Raw genomic sequence first — 13,092 nt, 5'->3', positions numbered from 1 at the left:
CATGCCATTCGTCGCACCGTACATCACGCTCATGGATGAAGATCGCGAAACGGGCACCGCGCTGAACCCGCGGTGGGATGCGGCGGGGCTGATCACGGCCGTCGTCACTGACCGTGCGGGCGCCCTGCTGATGGTCGCGCATATGGACCGGGAGGCGTTGGCCATGACGCAGGCGTCGCGAGAGGCGCACTTCTGGTCGCGGTCGCGGCGGCGGCTGTGGAAGAAGGGCGAGAGTTCCGGCAACATCCTGCGGGTGGTCGAGATGCGGATCGACTGCGACCAGGACGCGCTGTGGCTGATCTGCGAGCCGGCTGGGCCGGCGTGTCATACGGGGGCGGCGTCCTGCTTCTACCGCCGGGTCGAGGGTGATCGGTTGACGTGAGACCGCTCGCGATCCTGCTGCTGCTCGCGGCTTGCCGGCCGGGCGAGCGCGCGGCCGACACACCCGGCGCGGCGCTTGAACGGGCGGCGATCGCGCGCGGGTTGGTCAGCGATCCCAAGGCGGGGTCGCTGACGGGAAGCTGGGCGAGCGAGGCGGACCGGCTGTGCGTCGTGCCGGCCGGTGGTTCGACGCGGATCGGTGTGAGCATCGACTATGGCGACGGGCAAGGCTGCGCCGCCAAGGGCTCGGTCGAGCGCGACGGCGAGAGCCTCGCCATCGCGTTTGGTGAGTGCCGGGTCCAAGCGACCTTCGACGGCGAGAGGATCGTGTTCCCGGCCGCACTGCCAGCTGCATGTGACCGCGTCTGCACCGGTCGAGCGTCGCTTTCCGCCCTGACAGTGGAGCGGCTGAGCGAGTCGGCGTCGGAGGCGTCGACGTTGCGCTCGGCCAGGGGAGAGCTGCTCTGCGGCAATTGACGTAAACGTCAAGTCGACCTACCTGCCCGACATGCAGGCTCAAGCAGCTTATGCCGTGGTGCCACCGCGTCTCGACCGGGAGCGCTTCTCCATCGCGGATCTCTGCGAGGAGTTCGAGGTGACCGCCCGCGCCCTGCGCTTTTATGAGGACGAGGGGCTGATCGCGCCGGAGCGGCGGGGGACGCAGCGCATCTATTCGCAGCGGGACCGGGCGCGGCTCGCCTGGATCCTGCGCGGCAAGCGGGTTGGCTTCAGCCTGGCGGCGATCCGCGAGATGATCGACCTGTACGATGTTGGCGACGGGCGGCGGCACCAGCGCGCCGTCGCGTTGCAGAACTGCCGCGACCGCGTAGCGCTGCTCGAGCGGCAGAAGCACGACATCGACGCCGCCGTCGCCGAACTCCAGGAATTCATTGCCGTGCTCGAAGCCGGCGAAGCGCAGGACCACTAGACCATGCCCCAGTATACGCCCCCCGTCCGCGACACCCGTTTCGTTCTCGATCACGTCGTCGGGCTCGACCGCTATTTGAACCAGCCCGGCTTCGAGGCGGCGACGCCGGACGTGGTCGACGCGGTGCTGGAGGAGGGCGGGCGGTTCGTCGCCGAGGTGCTGTTCCCGCTCAATCTGCCGGGCGACCAGGAGGGGTGTACGCGGCATCCGGACGGCTCGGTGACGACGCCGGCGGGGTTCAAGGACGCGTACAAGCAGTTCGTCGAGAGCGGCTGGGCGACGCTGGGCAACCAGCCGGAATATGGCGGGCAGGGGATGCCGCATGTCGTCTCGACCGCGTTCCAGGAGTACATGATTTCGGCCAACATGGCCTTTGCGATGTACCCGGGCCTGACGCACGGCGCGATCGCGGCGCTGATCGCGAAGGGGTCGGATGCCCAGAAGGCGATGTACGTGCCCAAGCTTGTATCGGGCGAGTGGGGTGGGACCATGAACCTGACGGAGCCGCAGTGCGGCACCGACCTCGGCCTGATCCGCACCCGTGCCGAGCCGCAGGCGGACGGCTCCTATGCGATCACCGGCACCAAGATCTTCATCTCGTCGGGCGAGCACGACCTGACCGAGAACATCATCCATCTGGTGCTTGCCAAGACGCCGGGTGCGCCGGAGTCGTCCAAGGGCATATCGCTGTTCGTGGTGCCCAAGGTGCTGGTGAACGAGGACGGATCGCTGGGCGCGCGCAACGCGGTGAGCTGCGGGTCTATCGAGCACAAGATGGGCATCCACGCCAACTCGACCTGCGTGATGAACTATGACGGCGCGACCGGCTGGCTGGTGGGCGAGGAGATGAAGGGGCTCGCCGCCATGTTCATCATGATGAACGCCGCACGGCTCGGCGTCGGGCTGCAGGGGCTGGGCATCGCCGAGGTCGCCTATCAGAACGCCGTCGCCTATGCGGCCGACCGGCGGCAGGGGCGGGCGCTGACCGGGGCCAAGGAGCCCGCCGAGAAGGCCGACCCACTGTTCGTGCATGCCGACATCCGCCGGATGCTGATGGAAGCCAAGGCGCTGACGGAGGGCCTGCGCGCGCTATGCCTGTGGGGTGCCCTGCAGGTCGATCTGGAGCATATCGCCGAAGCCGAGGCGGATCGGCAGCTCGCGGGCGACCTGATCGGGCTGCTGACGCCGGTCATCAAGGGCTTCGGCACCGACATGGGGTACAAGATCGCGACCGATGCGCAGCAGGTCTATGGCGGCCATGGCTACATCGCCGAATGGGGGATGGAGCAGTATGTCCGCGATGCCCGGATCGCGATGATCTATGAGGGCACGAACGGCGTTCAGGCGATGGACCTGGTAGGGCGCAAGCTGGCGCAGAATGGCGGCCGGGCGGTGCAGGCGCTGTTCCGGATCGTCACCGAGGAGGTCGCGGCCGCCAAGCGAGTGGAGGCGACGGCGGACTTCGCAGGGCGGCTGGAGAAGGCGGCGGGCGACCTGCAGGCGGCGACGATGTGGTTCATGGCCAACGGCATGAAGAACCCCGATCATGTCGGCGCCGGCGCGGTGCCGTACATGCACCTGACCGGGCTGGTCGCGGTCGGACTGATGTGGCTGCGCATGGCGGTCGCGGCGGCGCAGCGGCCGGGCGATCCGTTCATGGAGGCCAAGCTGGTGACCGCGCGCTTCTATGCCGAGCGTCTGCTGCCGCAAACCGGGTCGCTGCGCTGGCAGATCGAGGGCGGGGCCGAAGCGGTTATGGCGCTGCCGCCGGAAATGTTCCTGGCGGCCTGAGCGCGGAAGTTGAGGGAAAGTTTAGGGTCAAACGCTGCCGTGACGAGGGTTGGCTGAAGCTTCAGGTGCTCGGAAGTTTAGGCAAAGTTTAGGGTCAAACGCTTTTTCGTACGCCGGCAGGCTCGCGGAAGTTGAGGGAAAGTTTAGGGTCGAACGCGTTGCGCTGCCGGCAAGAGGTTAGATGCTCGACCGCGAAACGACCGGCGCGCGGCCCTGGGCTTCCGCCTGCGCGGGAGCACTTAGGTGCGGAAGTCGACGGTTCAAAGAGCGGCGACAGCTTAGGCCCGGTCGTTTGCTGTAGGACAGCGGAAAAGCCTCAGGGCAAGGTCGCCGTGGGTGTCGTGCCGGGCGCCGTGCCGGGCGTCTTGGGGGCGGGCGTGGTCGGCACCTTTGCAGCTGGGGCAGGTGCCGGCGTCGGCGCGGGCGTCGGAGTTCGGCGGCGGACGCCATCGAGCTCGACCGGCCCCTTCGCTGCGGGCGCGGGCGTCGGTACTGGGGTTGGGGCGGGGGCAGGCCCAGATGCGCGCATGAAGACCTGCACCTTCATGCACTGGCGTTTGTCGGGGCGGGCCAACTGCTGGCAGTTCCACAGCGTACGCTCGACACCCGCCGGTTTGTCTCGGAGGTAGGCAAAGGTCATCGAGGCGATCTGCTCGGGTCCAAGCGGCAACGCCGTGGCCGTCTCCCGAGGGTTGAGCCAGGCATGGAACGAGCAGCGCGCCCGCGCGCCACAGGCATTCTGCGCCAGCGTGGGATAAAGCGACGGCGAGGTGGTCGGGCGCAGCGTGACGAGAAAGCTGTCCGGGTCGCCCGTCGCGACGGTGGCGGTTTCGCCATCGGCGACCTCCTCCGGTGCCCCGGCGATCGCTGCCGCGATCATCTCGTCGGTGATGCCCGTCGCGTCGCCGTGCGCGCCCGAGAGCAACGCCATCTTTGGGATCGCCGGCTCGGCCTGACCCGCGGGCATGCGGAAAGCACCGCCCGTGCCCCACCAGCCCGTCCAGCGAAAGAACAGGTGCGTCCCCACCTTGGCGATCTTGTCGAGGCTCGACTGCCAATACGGGACGACCCAGTCGGTGTGATAGTGGGTCGCCCAGCCCACCGGACTCGACACGAATCCGTTGAGCGCCGCCGCAGCGACCGTTCGCGCCCGCGCCCAGCCGGCTTCGGTCGGCTTCCAACGGGTGATCGCGCCGTCGCAGGTGAAGGTGAACTGACAGCCGGTGCGCCGCTCCGACCCTTCGAATACGACGCCGCAGACCGTCTTGGGAAAGGCGGGATGGCGGAGTCGATTGAGGATGACCTGCGCGACCGGGCGCTGGCCTTCGGTATCGTCCCCGGCCTCGTAGATCAGCGCGGCGGCCAGGCAGTCGGTAGCCCGCGCGCGATCGGTGTCGCTGCCGGCGAAGCGATACGCACGGGCAGGCGGCACCGGCCCGGAGACGTAGGGCACCTCTGCATTGTAGGCGCGCGCCGCATCGAGGCTGAGCGCGACATAGGCGACAGGTTCGACGGGTGGGACTTCGGCCTGCGGTACGATCCGCTGCGGGGGGAGCGCGGCGGGACGGTGGCGCGGTGCGGGCGGCATCGTCGGCGCGTTTAGGACCAACAGCGCCGGGACGAGGACCGCAGGCGCGGCGATGGCGGCAAGGACAAGCTGAAGAGGTCGCATCGACTATTCAATCCGTTCGCCCTGAGCGAAGTCGAAGGGCCAAGCCAAGTACTTCGGCTTCGCTCAGCACGAACGAAGGGGGCAAACTCCGTCAGCTCGGTTTCAGGTTCAAGATTCGGGCAGGAAGTCGGGGACCGAGAGGTACCGCTCGCCGGTGTCGTAGTTGAATCCGAGCACGCGCACGTCGTCGGGCAGGTCGGGCAGCTTTTGCAGGATCGCGGCCAGCGTCGCGCCGGAGGAGATGCCGACCAGCAGTCCTTCCTCGCGCGCGGAGCGGCGGGCCATGTCCTTGGCGACCGAGGCGTCGACGTCGATCACGCCGTCGAGCAGGTCGGCGTGGAGGTTGGCCGGGATGAAGCCGGCGCCGATGCCCTGGATCGGGTGCGGACCGGGCTGGCCGCCGGCGATGACCGGCGACAGCGCTGGCTCGACCGCGAATACCTTCAGGTTCGGCCACTCCTTCTTGAGCACCTGCGCTATGCCGGTGATGTGACCGCCGGTGCCGACCCCGGTGATGATGACGTCGATCGGTGTGTCGCGGAAGTCCTCCAGGATTTCCTGCGCGGTGGTGCGGACGTGAACGTCGATATTCGCGGGGTTGTCGAATTGCTGGGCCAGCCAACCCCCGGGGGTCGCGGCGACGATCTCGCCCGCGCGCTCGATCGCGCCCTTCATCCCCTTTTCGCGGGGCGTGAGCTCAAAGGTCGCGCCATAGGCGAGCATCAGGCGACGCCGCTCCAGCGACATCGATTCGGGCATGACGAGGACGAGCTTGTAGCCCTTGACCGCCGCGACCATCGCCAGGCCGACGCCGGTGTTGCCACTGGTCGGCTCGACGATCGTGCCGCCGGGCTGGAGCGCGCCCGAAACTTCCGCCGCTTCGATCATCGCCAGCGCGACGCGATCCTTGATCGAACCGCCCGGGTTCGAACGCTCGGACTTGATCCACACTTCGGAGCCGGGAAACAGCCGCTGCAGGCGGATGTGCGGCGTGCGGCCGATCGTTTCGAGGACGGTGTTGGCCTTCATGGGACGGCTCCGGTTGCGTGATCTCGCTCGGGCATGTCGGGGGGCGCGAACGTCTTGGCAAGCCTCAACTCGGGAAACAGCCCCGCCCAGACGAGCGTCACGACGATCGCGCCGACGCCTCCGACCACCACCGCGCCGACCGGCCCGACCAGTGCTGCGAGGAGGCCGCTCTCCGCCTCGCCGAGCTCGTTGGAGGCAGAGACGGTGAGCTGCGACACGGCGCCGACGCGGCCACGCATCGCGTCGGGGGTGTGGAGCTGAATCAGCGAAGAGCGGACATAGACCGACACCATGTCGGCGGCGCCGGCCACGATCAGCGCCACCAGGCTGAGGATGAAGGCAGGCGACAGCAGCAGCGGACCGCCACCGGCCCAGCCCGGTAGCCCAACGGTTGGGCTGGGCAGGCCGAGCAGCGCCGTGATCGGGGTGGCGAGCCCGAACACCAGCGTCGCCAGGCCGAACACGATCACCGACCACAGCATTTTGACGCCGACATTGGTCCTCATCGGCCGCACCGAGAAGAAGAACGCCACCGCCGACGCGCCGATGCCCATACCGGCTGCGAGGAGGCCGAGCCCGTGCGGGCCGACCTGGAGGATGTCGCGCGCATAGATGGGAAGCAGCGCGGTGGCGCCGGCGAGCAGCACGGCGAACAGGTCCAGCGTGATGGTCGCCAGGACCAGCCGGTTGGCGCGGACATAGGCGAACCCCTCGACGACGCGTGCGAGGGGGCGCTGGTCGGGCTCGACCGGCGGCTGCGGCACCGGCCCGATCAGCATGACCGAGAACAGCGCCACCCCGAGCAGCGCGGTCGAGACGCCATAGGCGAGCAACGGGCTGAAGCCGAACAGCAGGCCGCCGAGGCTGGGGCCGATGATCGAGCCGAACTGCCACGCGATCGAGCTGACCGCGATCGCGGTCGGCAGGCTTTCGGTCGACACCAGGTTGGGCGCGAGCGCAGAATAGGCGGGCCCGCCGAACGCGCGCGCGACCCCGATCAGCACCGCGCCGGCGAACAGGGCGGGGATGGTGAGCGCGCCGTACCAGGTCAGTAGGCCGAGCGTCGCGACGGTGGCGAGCAGCAGCGCGGTGGTGGCGCGCACGATCAGGCGGCGGTCCACCGTGTCCGCGACCAACCCGACGACGGGGGTGAGCAGGAACAGCGGGACGAACTGCGCCAGGCCGATCATGCCGAGCAGGAAGGCGGCCTCGCGGATGCCCATCCCCTCCGGCCCACGCGCGATCGAATAGACCTGCCAGCCGATCAGGATGCCGAACGACGTGGTCGCGATGGTGCCGGCGAGGCGCGACAGGAAATAGGCGCGGAAGTACGGGATCGTGAGCGGGTGCCGTGGCCGAGCCATGGCGCGCGCTGTGACGGGTCGAGGCGGGCAGGGCAACCTCTGCCGATTGCCCCGGGACGGACGCCGCGCCTATAGCGGGCGCGACCCTCCCCAGGACCAAGGCTCCCTTATGGCCAAAGCATCGATCAGCACCGCGCCGCCGAGCGCCGGGCCGCCCGCGACGAACCGCGAGCGGCCGGACGAGCCGATGCCCTATGCCGCCTCGAAGGAGGAGCTGATCGCCTTCTATCGCCAGATGCTGCTGATCCGGCGCTTCGAGGAGAAGGCGGGGCAGCTCTATGGCTTGGGTCTGATCGGCGGCTTCTGCCACCTGTATATCGGCCAGGAGGCGGTCGCGGTCGGACTGCAGTCGGCGCTCGATGGCGAGAAGGACTCGGTCATCACCGGCTATCGCGACCATGGCCACATGCTCGCCTATGGCATCGACCCCAAGGCGATCATGTCGGAGCTGACCGGGCGCGGCGCCGGCATCTCCAAGGGCAAGGGCGGGTCGATGCACATGTTCTCGACTGAACGGAAATTCTACGGCGGCCATGGCATCGTCGGCGCGCAGGTGTCGCTGGGCGCTGGCCTGGGCTTCGCGCACAAGTACCGGGGCGACGGCGGCGTGTGCATGGCCTATTTCGGCGATGGGGCGTCGAACCAGGGGCAGGTGTACGAAAGCTTCAACATGGCGGAGCTGTGGAAGCTGCCGGTGATCTTCGTGATCGAAAACAACCAGTATGCGATGGGTACTTCGGTGAACCGTGCTTCGGCCGAGGACCAGCTGTATCGCCGCGGCGAAAGCTTCCGCATCCCGGGCATTCAGGTCGACGGCATGGACGTGCTCGCCTGCCGGGGTGCAGCGGAGACGGCGCTGGCGTGGGTGCGCGGCGGCAAGGGGCCGATCATCCTGGAGATGAAGACCTATCGCTATCGCGGCCATTCGATGAGCGATCCGGCCAAGTATCGCAGCCGCGAGGAGGTGCAGGCGGTGCGCAAGAAGTCGGACCCGATCGAGTTCGTGAAGAAGCTGCTCGGCGAGCAGGGCGTCACCGACGACGTGCTGAAGCCGATCGAGCAGGAGATCAGGCGACAGGTCAACGAGTCCGCCGATTTCGCCGAGAGCACGCCCGAGCCGGAGCCGTCCGAGCTCTACACCGACGTGCTGGTGGAGCAGTATTGATGCCCGTTCAGATCAAGATGCCGGCGCTCTCCCCGACGATGGAAGAGGGTACGCTCGCCAAGTGGCTGGTCAAGGAAGGCGACCAGGTGGAGTCGGGCGACATCCTCGCCGAGATCGAGACCGACAAGGCGACCATGGAGTTCGAGGCGGTCGACGAGGGGACCGTCGGCAAGCTGCTGGTCGCGGAGGGCACGGACAATGTGAAGGTCGGCACGGTCATCATGGAAATGGCCGGCGAGAGCGAGCCCGCTCCCGCACCCGCGCCCGCCCCCGACACGCCGGCCGACCAGCAGGCGGAGCCGACGCCCGAGCCGAAAAAGGTGGAGACCGGCGCGCGGCAGATGTTCGAGGCGGCGAAGCACGACGCGGAGGTGGGCGATCCGGCGATCCCGGCGGGCACCGAGATGGTCAAGACCACGCTGCGCGAGGCGCTGCGTGACGCCATGGCTGAAGAGATGCGCGCCGACGACCGCGTCTTCGTGATGGGCGAGGAGGTCGCGCAGTATCAGGGCGCGTACAAGGTCACCCAGGGCCTGCTCGACGAGTTCGGCGAGCGGCGGGTGATCGACACGCCGATCACCGAATACGGTTTTGCGGGCATCGGCGCGGGCGCGGCGATGGGAGGCTTGCGGCCGATCGTCGAGTTCATGACCTTCAATTTCGCGTTGCAGGCGATCGACCACATCATCAACTCCGCCGCGAAGACGAACTACATGTCGGGCGGCCAGATGCGCTGCCCGATCGTCTTCCGCGGGCCCAACGGCGCCGCGAGCCGGGTCGGCGCGCAGCACTCGCAGAATTTTGCGCCCTGGTACGCCAGCGTACCCGGGCTGATCGTGATCGCGCCCTATGACGCGGCGGACGCCAAGGGGCTGCTCAAGGCTGCGATCCGGACCGAGGATCCGGTCGTGTTCCTGGAGAACGAGCTGCTCTACGGCCGCAGCTTCGACGTGCCCAAGCTCGACGATTGGGTGCTGCCGATCGGCAAGGCGCGGATCATGCGCGAGGGCACCGACGTGACGATCGTGAGCTATTCGATCGGTGTCGGGCTGGCCCTGGAGGCGGCGGAGACGTTGGCGGGCGAGGGGATCGAGGCGGAGGTGATCGACCTGCGCACGCTGCGGCCGCTCGACAAGCAGGCTGTGCTGACGTCGCTGGCGAAGACCAACCGCATCGTCGTGGTTGAGGAAGGCTGGCCGACCTGTTCGATCGCCAGCGAAATCGCGGCGCTGGTGATGGAGGAAGGGTTCGACGATCTCGACGCGCCCGTGCTGAGGGTATGCGACGAGGATGTGCCGTTGCCCTATGCGGCCAATCTGGAGAAGCTGGCGCTGGTCAGCGCGCCCAAGGTGGTCGAGGCGGTCAAGAAGGTCTGCTACCGGAAGTAGTGCGTCACGCAGCGTAAGCGTTGCACTTCGACCCCGTCGCGGCCGGCGAGGGGTTGAAGATGCGCGAGAAGTCGCGGTTGTCGCGGACGATGAACGACGCGATGTAGTGAACGCGCGCCGGCTCCATCAGCAGCGTCCCGAACAGGGGCTTGGTCAGGTAGTTGATCTCGACGAACATGACGCCTGAATTATCGGGTGCATTCACCTTCGACCCCGTCGGCCCCATGCCCGCCGCAAGGTCCGTGCCCTTGTTCGACTCCGCTGCCGTGCTGCCCGCGTTGGCAGATGCCGTGCCATAGGTGGAATCGTAGCCGGTGCCACTCTTCAGGCCGATGCAGCGCTGCCAGTGAATGCGTTGCACGAGTGCAGCGGGTGACGCGGCGTCATAACTCTGCCGCACCCTTTCCAAACTCGACAGCGTGATGCGCCCGCGCGTCGTGAGCTCGATCCCTTCGCCCTGTACCCGTACGGCCTGTAGCACGTCGTTGATATCGACCTCGCGCAGCTGCTGCGTCGACAGCGTGCTGGTCGCGCCGACGCGCGAGGCGTTGTCGGCCAGCGCCAGCGCGACCTGACTAAGCTTCAGGTTCACGAGCGCCAGGTTCGACACCTCGATGCCATAGCCGCCCAGGCCGAGCATGATCGGCAGGGTGAAGGCGAACTCCATCAGCGCAAGGCCGCTGTGGTCCTGTTTGAGGCGGCGGGCGACACCGCCGATGCGGGACGTCATGTGCATACCTTCACATCCGCGATTTCTGTCTGCGTGGCGTAGGGCTGGTTCTTGAGCACGGTGGTGGCGGTGATCGTCTGGCGGCTCGACCAGCCGAGCAGGCCCATGACCGGGAAGATGTGGGGGTAGGTGATGTTCATCGTGTAAGAGGTGGCCGCGCCGGCGCCGCCCTGCCCGACGATGCCGGGATCCTCGTCCCACAAGCGGTTGCCGTTCTGATCGGTGAAACACTCGCCCGGATCGCGGATGTCGTCATCGTCCGCGTCGGTGAAGGGTTCCGGCCGGATCTCCGTGAAATTGTCGTAGCTGCGCCGCGTCGAGCACCACACCGCGCCGGTGGAATCGGCGGCGCACGAGTTCGACAGGTTCTTGACCACCGGCAACATGCGCCGGACGACCTTCGCGTCGATCGTCGCGGTGCTCGTGGCGCCGCCTTCGATACCGGAGTCACGCGCGGCCTTCTGCACCTCGCCATTGAGGACCGACTGGGCATAGACCTGATGCAGCAGGTCGCCGAGGCCCATGATCAGCACGCACATGACCGGTGCGACGAAGCCGAACTCGACGATGGTCGCGCCGCTGAGGTCGCGCCGGAGGCGGTTGAGCCGGGCGATCATTGCGACAGCCGCAGCATGGCGAGCTTCTCGGCGATGGTTTCGAAGATGTCGCCGAGGTCGGTGCCACTGGTGGTGAACTGTGCCTGCTGCTTGGCGCTGGCGCAGCTTTCCAGCGTCGTTGAAGCCGACGGTGCGATCGCGACCGTCCAGATGTCGATCCTCTGCGCCTTGGCGGCGGCGCACGCCGCGAGGAAGCGCTTGTTGTGATAGTCGACGATGCTGCCGAAGTTGCCGTTGGTGACCAGGCGATCATAGCCTTCTTGGCCGTACATCGAATAGGAGCTGGTGGTCGGCGCCATGTCGCCGTCGGTCAGGAAGACGATGACCCGATTGGGCGCGTTGCGGCCGGGCCACGCCGCAGTGTCGGTGCCCCAGGGTCCGTCGGGCGCGATCAGCCGCGCGCCCCAAATCATGCCGATATCGTGATAGGTGCCGCCCATCGGCGCGAAATCGGCGGCGTTCACCCAGTTGCTGACCTCGCTGCGCGTCATCACGCCCAGCCGCTTGACGGGCTTGCCGCAGGCGATCGCGCCGCTCTTTTGATAGCTGTCCCCGTCCACCGAGAAACGAACGCCGCCGTTCACGGCCGTCGCGTAAGCGTCCGAGCCATAGCCCGGTGCAACATACCAGTTGTCGCCGTCGGTGTAGTCGGTCGCATTGTTGGTGAAGCTGCCGTTTCGAATATAAGCGAGGTCCTGCATCTGCGGCACCCAGCGCGCGGCGCCGGTCGGCGAGGCGTTCGGATTGATCTCCGACGGCGGGCTGGTGACGCTGAAGCTGGTCTGGCCCGGCGTGTCGGTGATCGTCTCGATGCAGCCCAGCCACTTCATGGTCTGGCCGCGCACCTTGGTCGGGTTGGTCACAGTGTTACCGGCGACCACGCCGTCTACCGGCCAGCTATACTGCGCATAGGTGTATACCGGGCCCATCACCTTGGTGACGTCCTCGCACTTGCTGGTAGTCGAGTTCCACTGCTGCGTCTCGATCGTGGCCGTGCCCGTCGAGGTGCTGAACGGATAGGCGTTGGTCTGGGTAGCCGCCGGCGTACGGGTGTACTTCGTGCTCGACGTGCAGCCCTGCTGCGACTTGCTGTTGTTCTGCGAGGTGACGGTCAAGGAAATCTCGTATTCGCCGGTAACCTTGCGCGACTGATACGCGGCGGTGTCGCCGCTGTTGGAGCCGACCAGCGCGCTCGGTACGACGTCCTTGATCGCCTTGCCGACATTCACCGACGAGGCGTAGGTGACGAACCCGTAACGGACCTTGGTGGTCGGATCCTTCACCGAGTCGAAAGTATCGTAGAAGTTGAGCACGGCCGCGCGCAGCGCGTCGATGCGCGAGTTGTCGGACTCCGGTACCGAAAAGGCGGTGCCCGTGTAGCCGGCGACGCCGTTGCTGTTGCTCGGGCGGGTGTAGCTGCTGTTGCCCGCGTCGCCGACATAGTTGTTGCACTCGCTGCTGGTGTGCGCGGGCAGGCAGGCCATCGAACCGGTGGTATCGAGCACGAACAGGACGTCGGTGTCCGCGACGTCGAACCGCGCCTGACAGGCCACCGTCATGGTGTTGCTGGTGATGCCGAAGATCTTCATCAGCGTCATCGGCACGGTGGTGACGGCGGTGCCGCTGACCTGGCTGTTGCTCGTCTTGGTCGGGGTGAAGGTAGTATCCGACGTGCCCAGCCAGCCGGTGGCGAAGTTGTTCCTGAAGAAGGTCCGCGCATGGCCGGCGGCCGTGTCGTCGATGGTCGCGCCAGTGCCCGTCATGAACTTGCGGCCCGCGAGCACCCCGGCATCGCACGCCTGTTGCAGCCGCACCTTGACGACGTACAGGCGGGCGGCGTCGATCGCGGAGCCCGCCATTGCCATCATCGGCACCAGCATCGCCGCCATGATCGCGATCGTGTTACCGCGACGATCGCGGGCAAGCCGCGTGAGAAAGGAACTTCGGACGTTCATCGTGGCCCCAACATCGCCTGTTCACCCCGGAGGAACCGGTCGCGACGTGACGCCATGCGTCAGTCGGCGATA

General features: G+C 67.3%; 12 protein-coding genes. 6 read left to right on the top strand and 6 right to left on the bottom strand.

Annotated features, from left to right (window positions below):
* Positions 1–31: 31 nt before the first annotated feature.
* The 4 genes from hisI to VFQ64_RS10575 are packed head-to-tail and all read left to right on the top strand — an operon-like array spanning position 32 to position 3,100.
* Entirely contained in the window at positions 32–382 is a 351-nt protein-coding gene (gene hisI / locus VFQ64_RS10590) for a phosphoribosyl-AMP cyclohydrolase (RefSeq protein WP_325103248.1), read from the top strand.
* Positions 379–858, top strand: coding sequence for a hypothetical protein (locus VFQ64_RS10585; protein ID WP_325103247.1), 480 nt, complete (start codon positions 379–381; stop codon positions 856–858). Before hisI ends, VFQ64_RS10585 begins: the two co-directional genes overlap by 4 nt.
* Positions 859–889: 31 nt before the next feature.
* Positions 890–1,309: a MerR family DNA-binding transcriptional regulator gene (locus VFQ64_RS10580; RefSeq protein ID WP_325103246.1), complete on the top strand. Its 420-nt coding sequence runs from the start codon at positions 890–892 to the stop codon at positions 1,307–1,309.
* A 3-nt stretch (positions 1,310–1,312) separates the two neighbouring features.
* The gene (locus VFQ64_RS10575; protein ID WP_325103245.1) at positions 1,313–3,100 is read left to right on the top strand and encodes an acyl-CoA dehydrogenase C-terminal domain-containing protein; all 1,788 of its coding nucleotides are present in this window, start codon (positions 1,313–1,315) and stop codon (positions 3,098–3,100) included.
* A 316-nt stretch (positions 3,101–3,416) separates the two neighbouring features.
* Here the strand turns inward: VFQ64_RS10575 and VFQ64_RS10570 are convergent, their stop codons facing one another.
* The 3 genes from VFQ64_RS10570 to VFQ64_RS10560 form a co-directional block, all read right to left on the bottom strand.
* The gene (locus tag VFQ64_RS10570) at positions 3,417–4,772 is read right to left on the bottom strand and encodes a cell wall hydrolase (protein WP_325103244.1); all 1,356 of its coding nucleotides are present in this window, start codon (positions 4,770–4,772) and stop codon (positions 3,417–3,419) included.
* A 108-nt stretch (positions 4,773–4,880) separates the two neighbouring features.
* Positions 4,881–5,801, bottom strand: a complete 921-nt coding sequence (gene cysK, locus VFQ64_RS10565) for a cysteine synthase A (protein ID WP_325103243.1) — start codon at positions 5,799–5,801, stop codon at positions 4,881–4,883.
* Complete coding sequence (locus VFQ64_RS10560) at positions 5,798–7,165, bottom strand: MFS transporter (RefSeq protein WP_325103242.1); 1,368 nt, start codon at positions 7,163–7,165, stop codon at positions 5,798–5,800. The genes cysK and VFQ64_RS10560 overlap by 4 nt, the downstream gene beginning before the upstream one ends.
* Before the next feature lie 109 nt (positions 7,166–7,274).
* On the opposite strand from VFQ64_RS10560, the gene pdhA reads away from it, so the two are divergent.
* Both pdhA and VFQ64_RS10550 read left to right on the top strand, forming a co-directional pair.
* A complete protein-coding gene (gene pdhA / locus VFQ64_RS10555; RefSeq protein WP_325103241.1) occupies positions 7,275–8,330 on the top strand; it encodes a pyruvate dehydrogenase (acetyl-transferring) E1 component subunit alpha in 1,056 nt (351 codons plus the stop codon).
* Entirely contained in the window at positions 8,330–9,718 is a 1,389-nt protein-coding gene (locus tag VFQ64_RS10550) for a pyruvate dehydrogenase complex E1 component subunit beta (RefSeq protein ID WP_325103240.1), read from the top strand. The genes pdhA and VFQ64_RS10550 overlap by 1 nt, the downstream gene beginning before the upstream one ends.
* Positions 9,719–9,722: 4 nt before the next feature.
* Here the strand turns inward: VFQ64_RS10550 and VFQ64_RS10545 are convergent, their stop codons facing one another.
* Genes VFQ64_RS10545 through VFQ64_RS10535 form a run of 3 tightly spaced genes read right to left on the bottom strand, consistent with a single transcriptional unit; the run spans position 9,723 to position 13,020 of the window.
* Positions 9,723–10,448, bottom strand: a complete 726-nt coding sequence (locus VFQ64_RS10545; protein ID WP_325103239.1) for a hypothetical protein — start codon at positions 10,446–10,448, stop codon at positions 9,723–9,725.
* Positions 10,445–11,065: a TadE/TadG family type IV pilus assembly protein gene (locus VFQ64_RS10540; RefSeq protein WP_325103238.1), complete on the bottom strand. Its 621-nt coding sequence runs from the start codon at positions 11,063–11,065 to the stop codon at positions 10,445–10,447. Before VFQ64_RS10540 ends, VFQ64_RS10545 begins: the two co-directional genes overlap by 4 nt.
* The gene (locus VFQ64_RS10535; RefSeq protein ID WP_325103237.1) at positions 11,062–13,020 is read right to left on the bottom strand and encodes a TadE/TadG family type IV pilus assembly protein; all 1,959 of its coding nucleotides are present in this window, start codon (positions 13,018–13,020) and stop codon (positions 11,062–11,064) included. The genes VFQ64_RS10540 and VFQ64_RS10535 overlap by 4 nt, the downstream gene beginning before the upstream one ends.
* Between the last annotated feature and the right edge of the window lie 72 nt (positions 13,021–13,092).

This window comes from Sphingomonas sp., from assembly GCF_035714405.1.
Classification (GTDB): Bacteria; Pseudomonadota; Alphaproteobacteria; order Sphingomonadales; family Sphingomonadaceae; genus Sphingomonas.
Note: the sequence above shows the minus strand (reverse complement) of the source record. Positions and strands in the feature narration are given on the sequence as shown.

What these genes read in the sequence shown, in the direction of transcription:
- VFQ64_RS10535 (WP_325103237.1), bottom strand. Translation starts at nt 13,020, where the DNA reads ATGAACGTCCGAAGTTCCTTTCTCACGCGGCTTGCCCGCGATCGTCGC.
- VFQ64_RS10540 (WP_325103238.1), bottom strand. Translation starts at nt 11,065, where the DNA reads ATGATCGCCCGGCTCAACCGCCTCCGGCGCGACCTCAGCGGCGCGACC.
- VFQ64_RS10570 (WP_325103244.1), bottom strand. Translation starts at nt 4,772, where the DNA reads ATGCGACCTCTTCAGCTTGTCCTTGCCGCCATCGCCGCGCCTGCGGTC.
- VFQ64_RS10545 (WP_325103239.1), bottom strand. Translation starts at nt 10,448, where the DNA reads ATGACGTCCCGCATCGGCGGTGTCGCCCGCCGCCTCAAACAGGACCAC.
- VFQ64_RS10580 (WP_325103246.1), top strand. Translation starts at nt 890, where the DNA reads ATGCAGGCTCAAGCAGCTTATGCCGTGGTGCCACCGCGTCTCGACCGG.
- VFQ64_RS10575 (WP_325103245.1), top strand. Translation starts at nt 1,313, where the DNA reads ATGCCCCAGTATACGCCCCCCGTCCGCGACACCCGTTTCGTTCTCGAT.
- VFQ64_RS10550 (WP_325103240.1), top strand. Translation starts at nt 8,330, where the DNA reads ATGCCCGTTCAGATCAAGATGCCGGCGCTCTCCCCGACGATGGAAGAG.
- hisI (WP_325103248.1), top strand. Translation starts at nt 32, where the DNA reads ATGGATGAAGATCGCGAAACGGGCACCGCGCTGAACCCGCGGTGGGAT.
- VFQ64_RS10560 (WP_325103242.1), bottom strand. Translation starts at nt 7,165, where the DNA reads ATGGCTCGGCCACGGCACCCGCTCACGATCCCGTACTTCCGCGCCTAT.
- pdhA (WP_325103241.1), top strand. Translation starts at nt 7,275, where the DNA reads ATGGCCAAAGCATCGATCAGCACCGCGCCGCCGAGCGCCGGGCCGCCC.
- cysK (WP_325103243.1), bottom strand. Translation starts at nt 5,801, where the DNA reads ATGAAGGCCAACACCGTCCTCGAAACGATCGGCCGCACGCCGCACATC.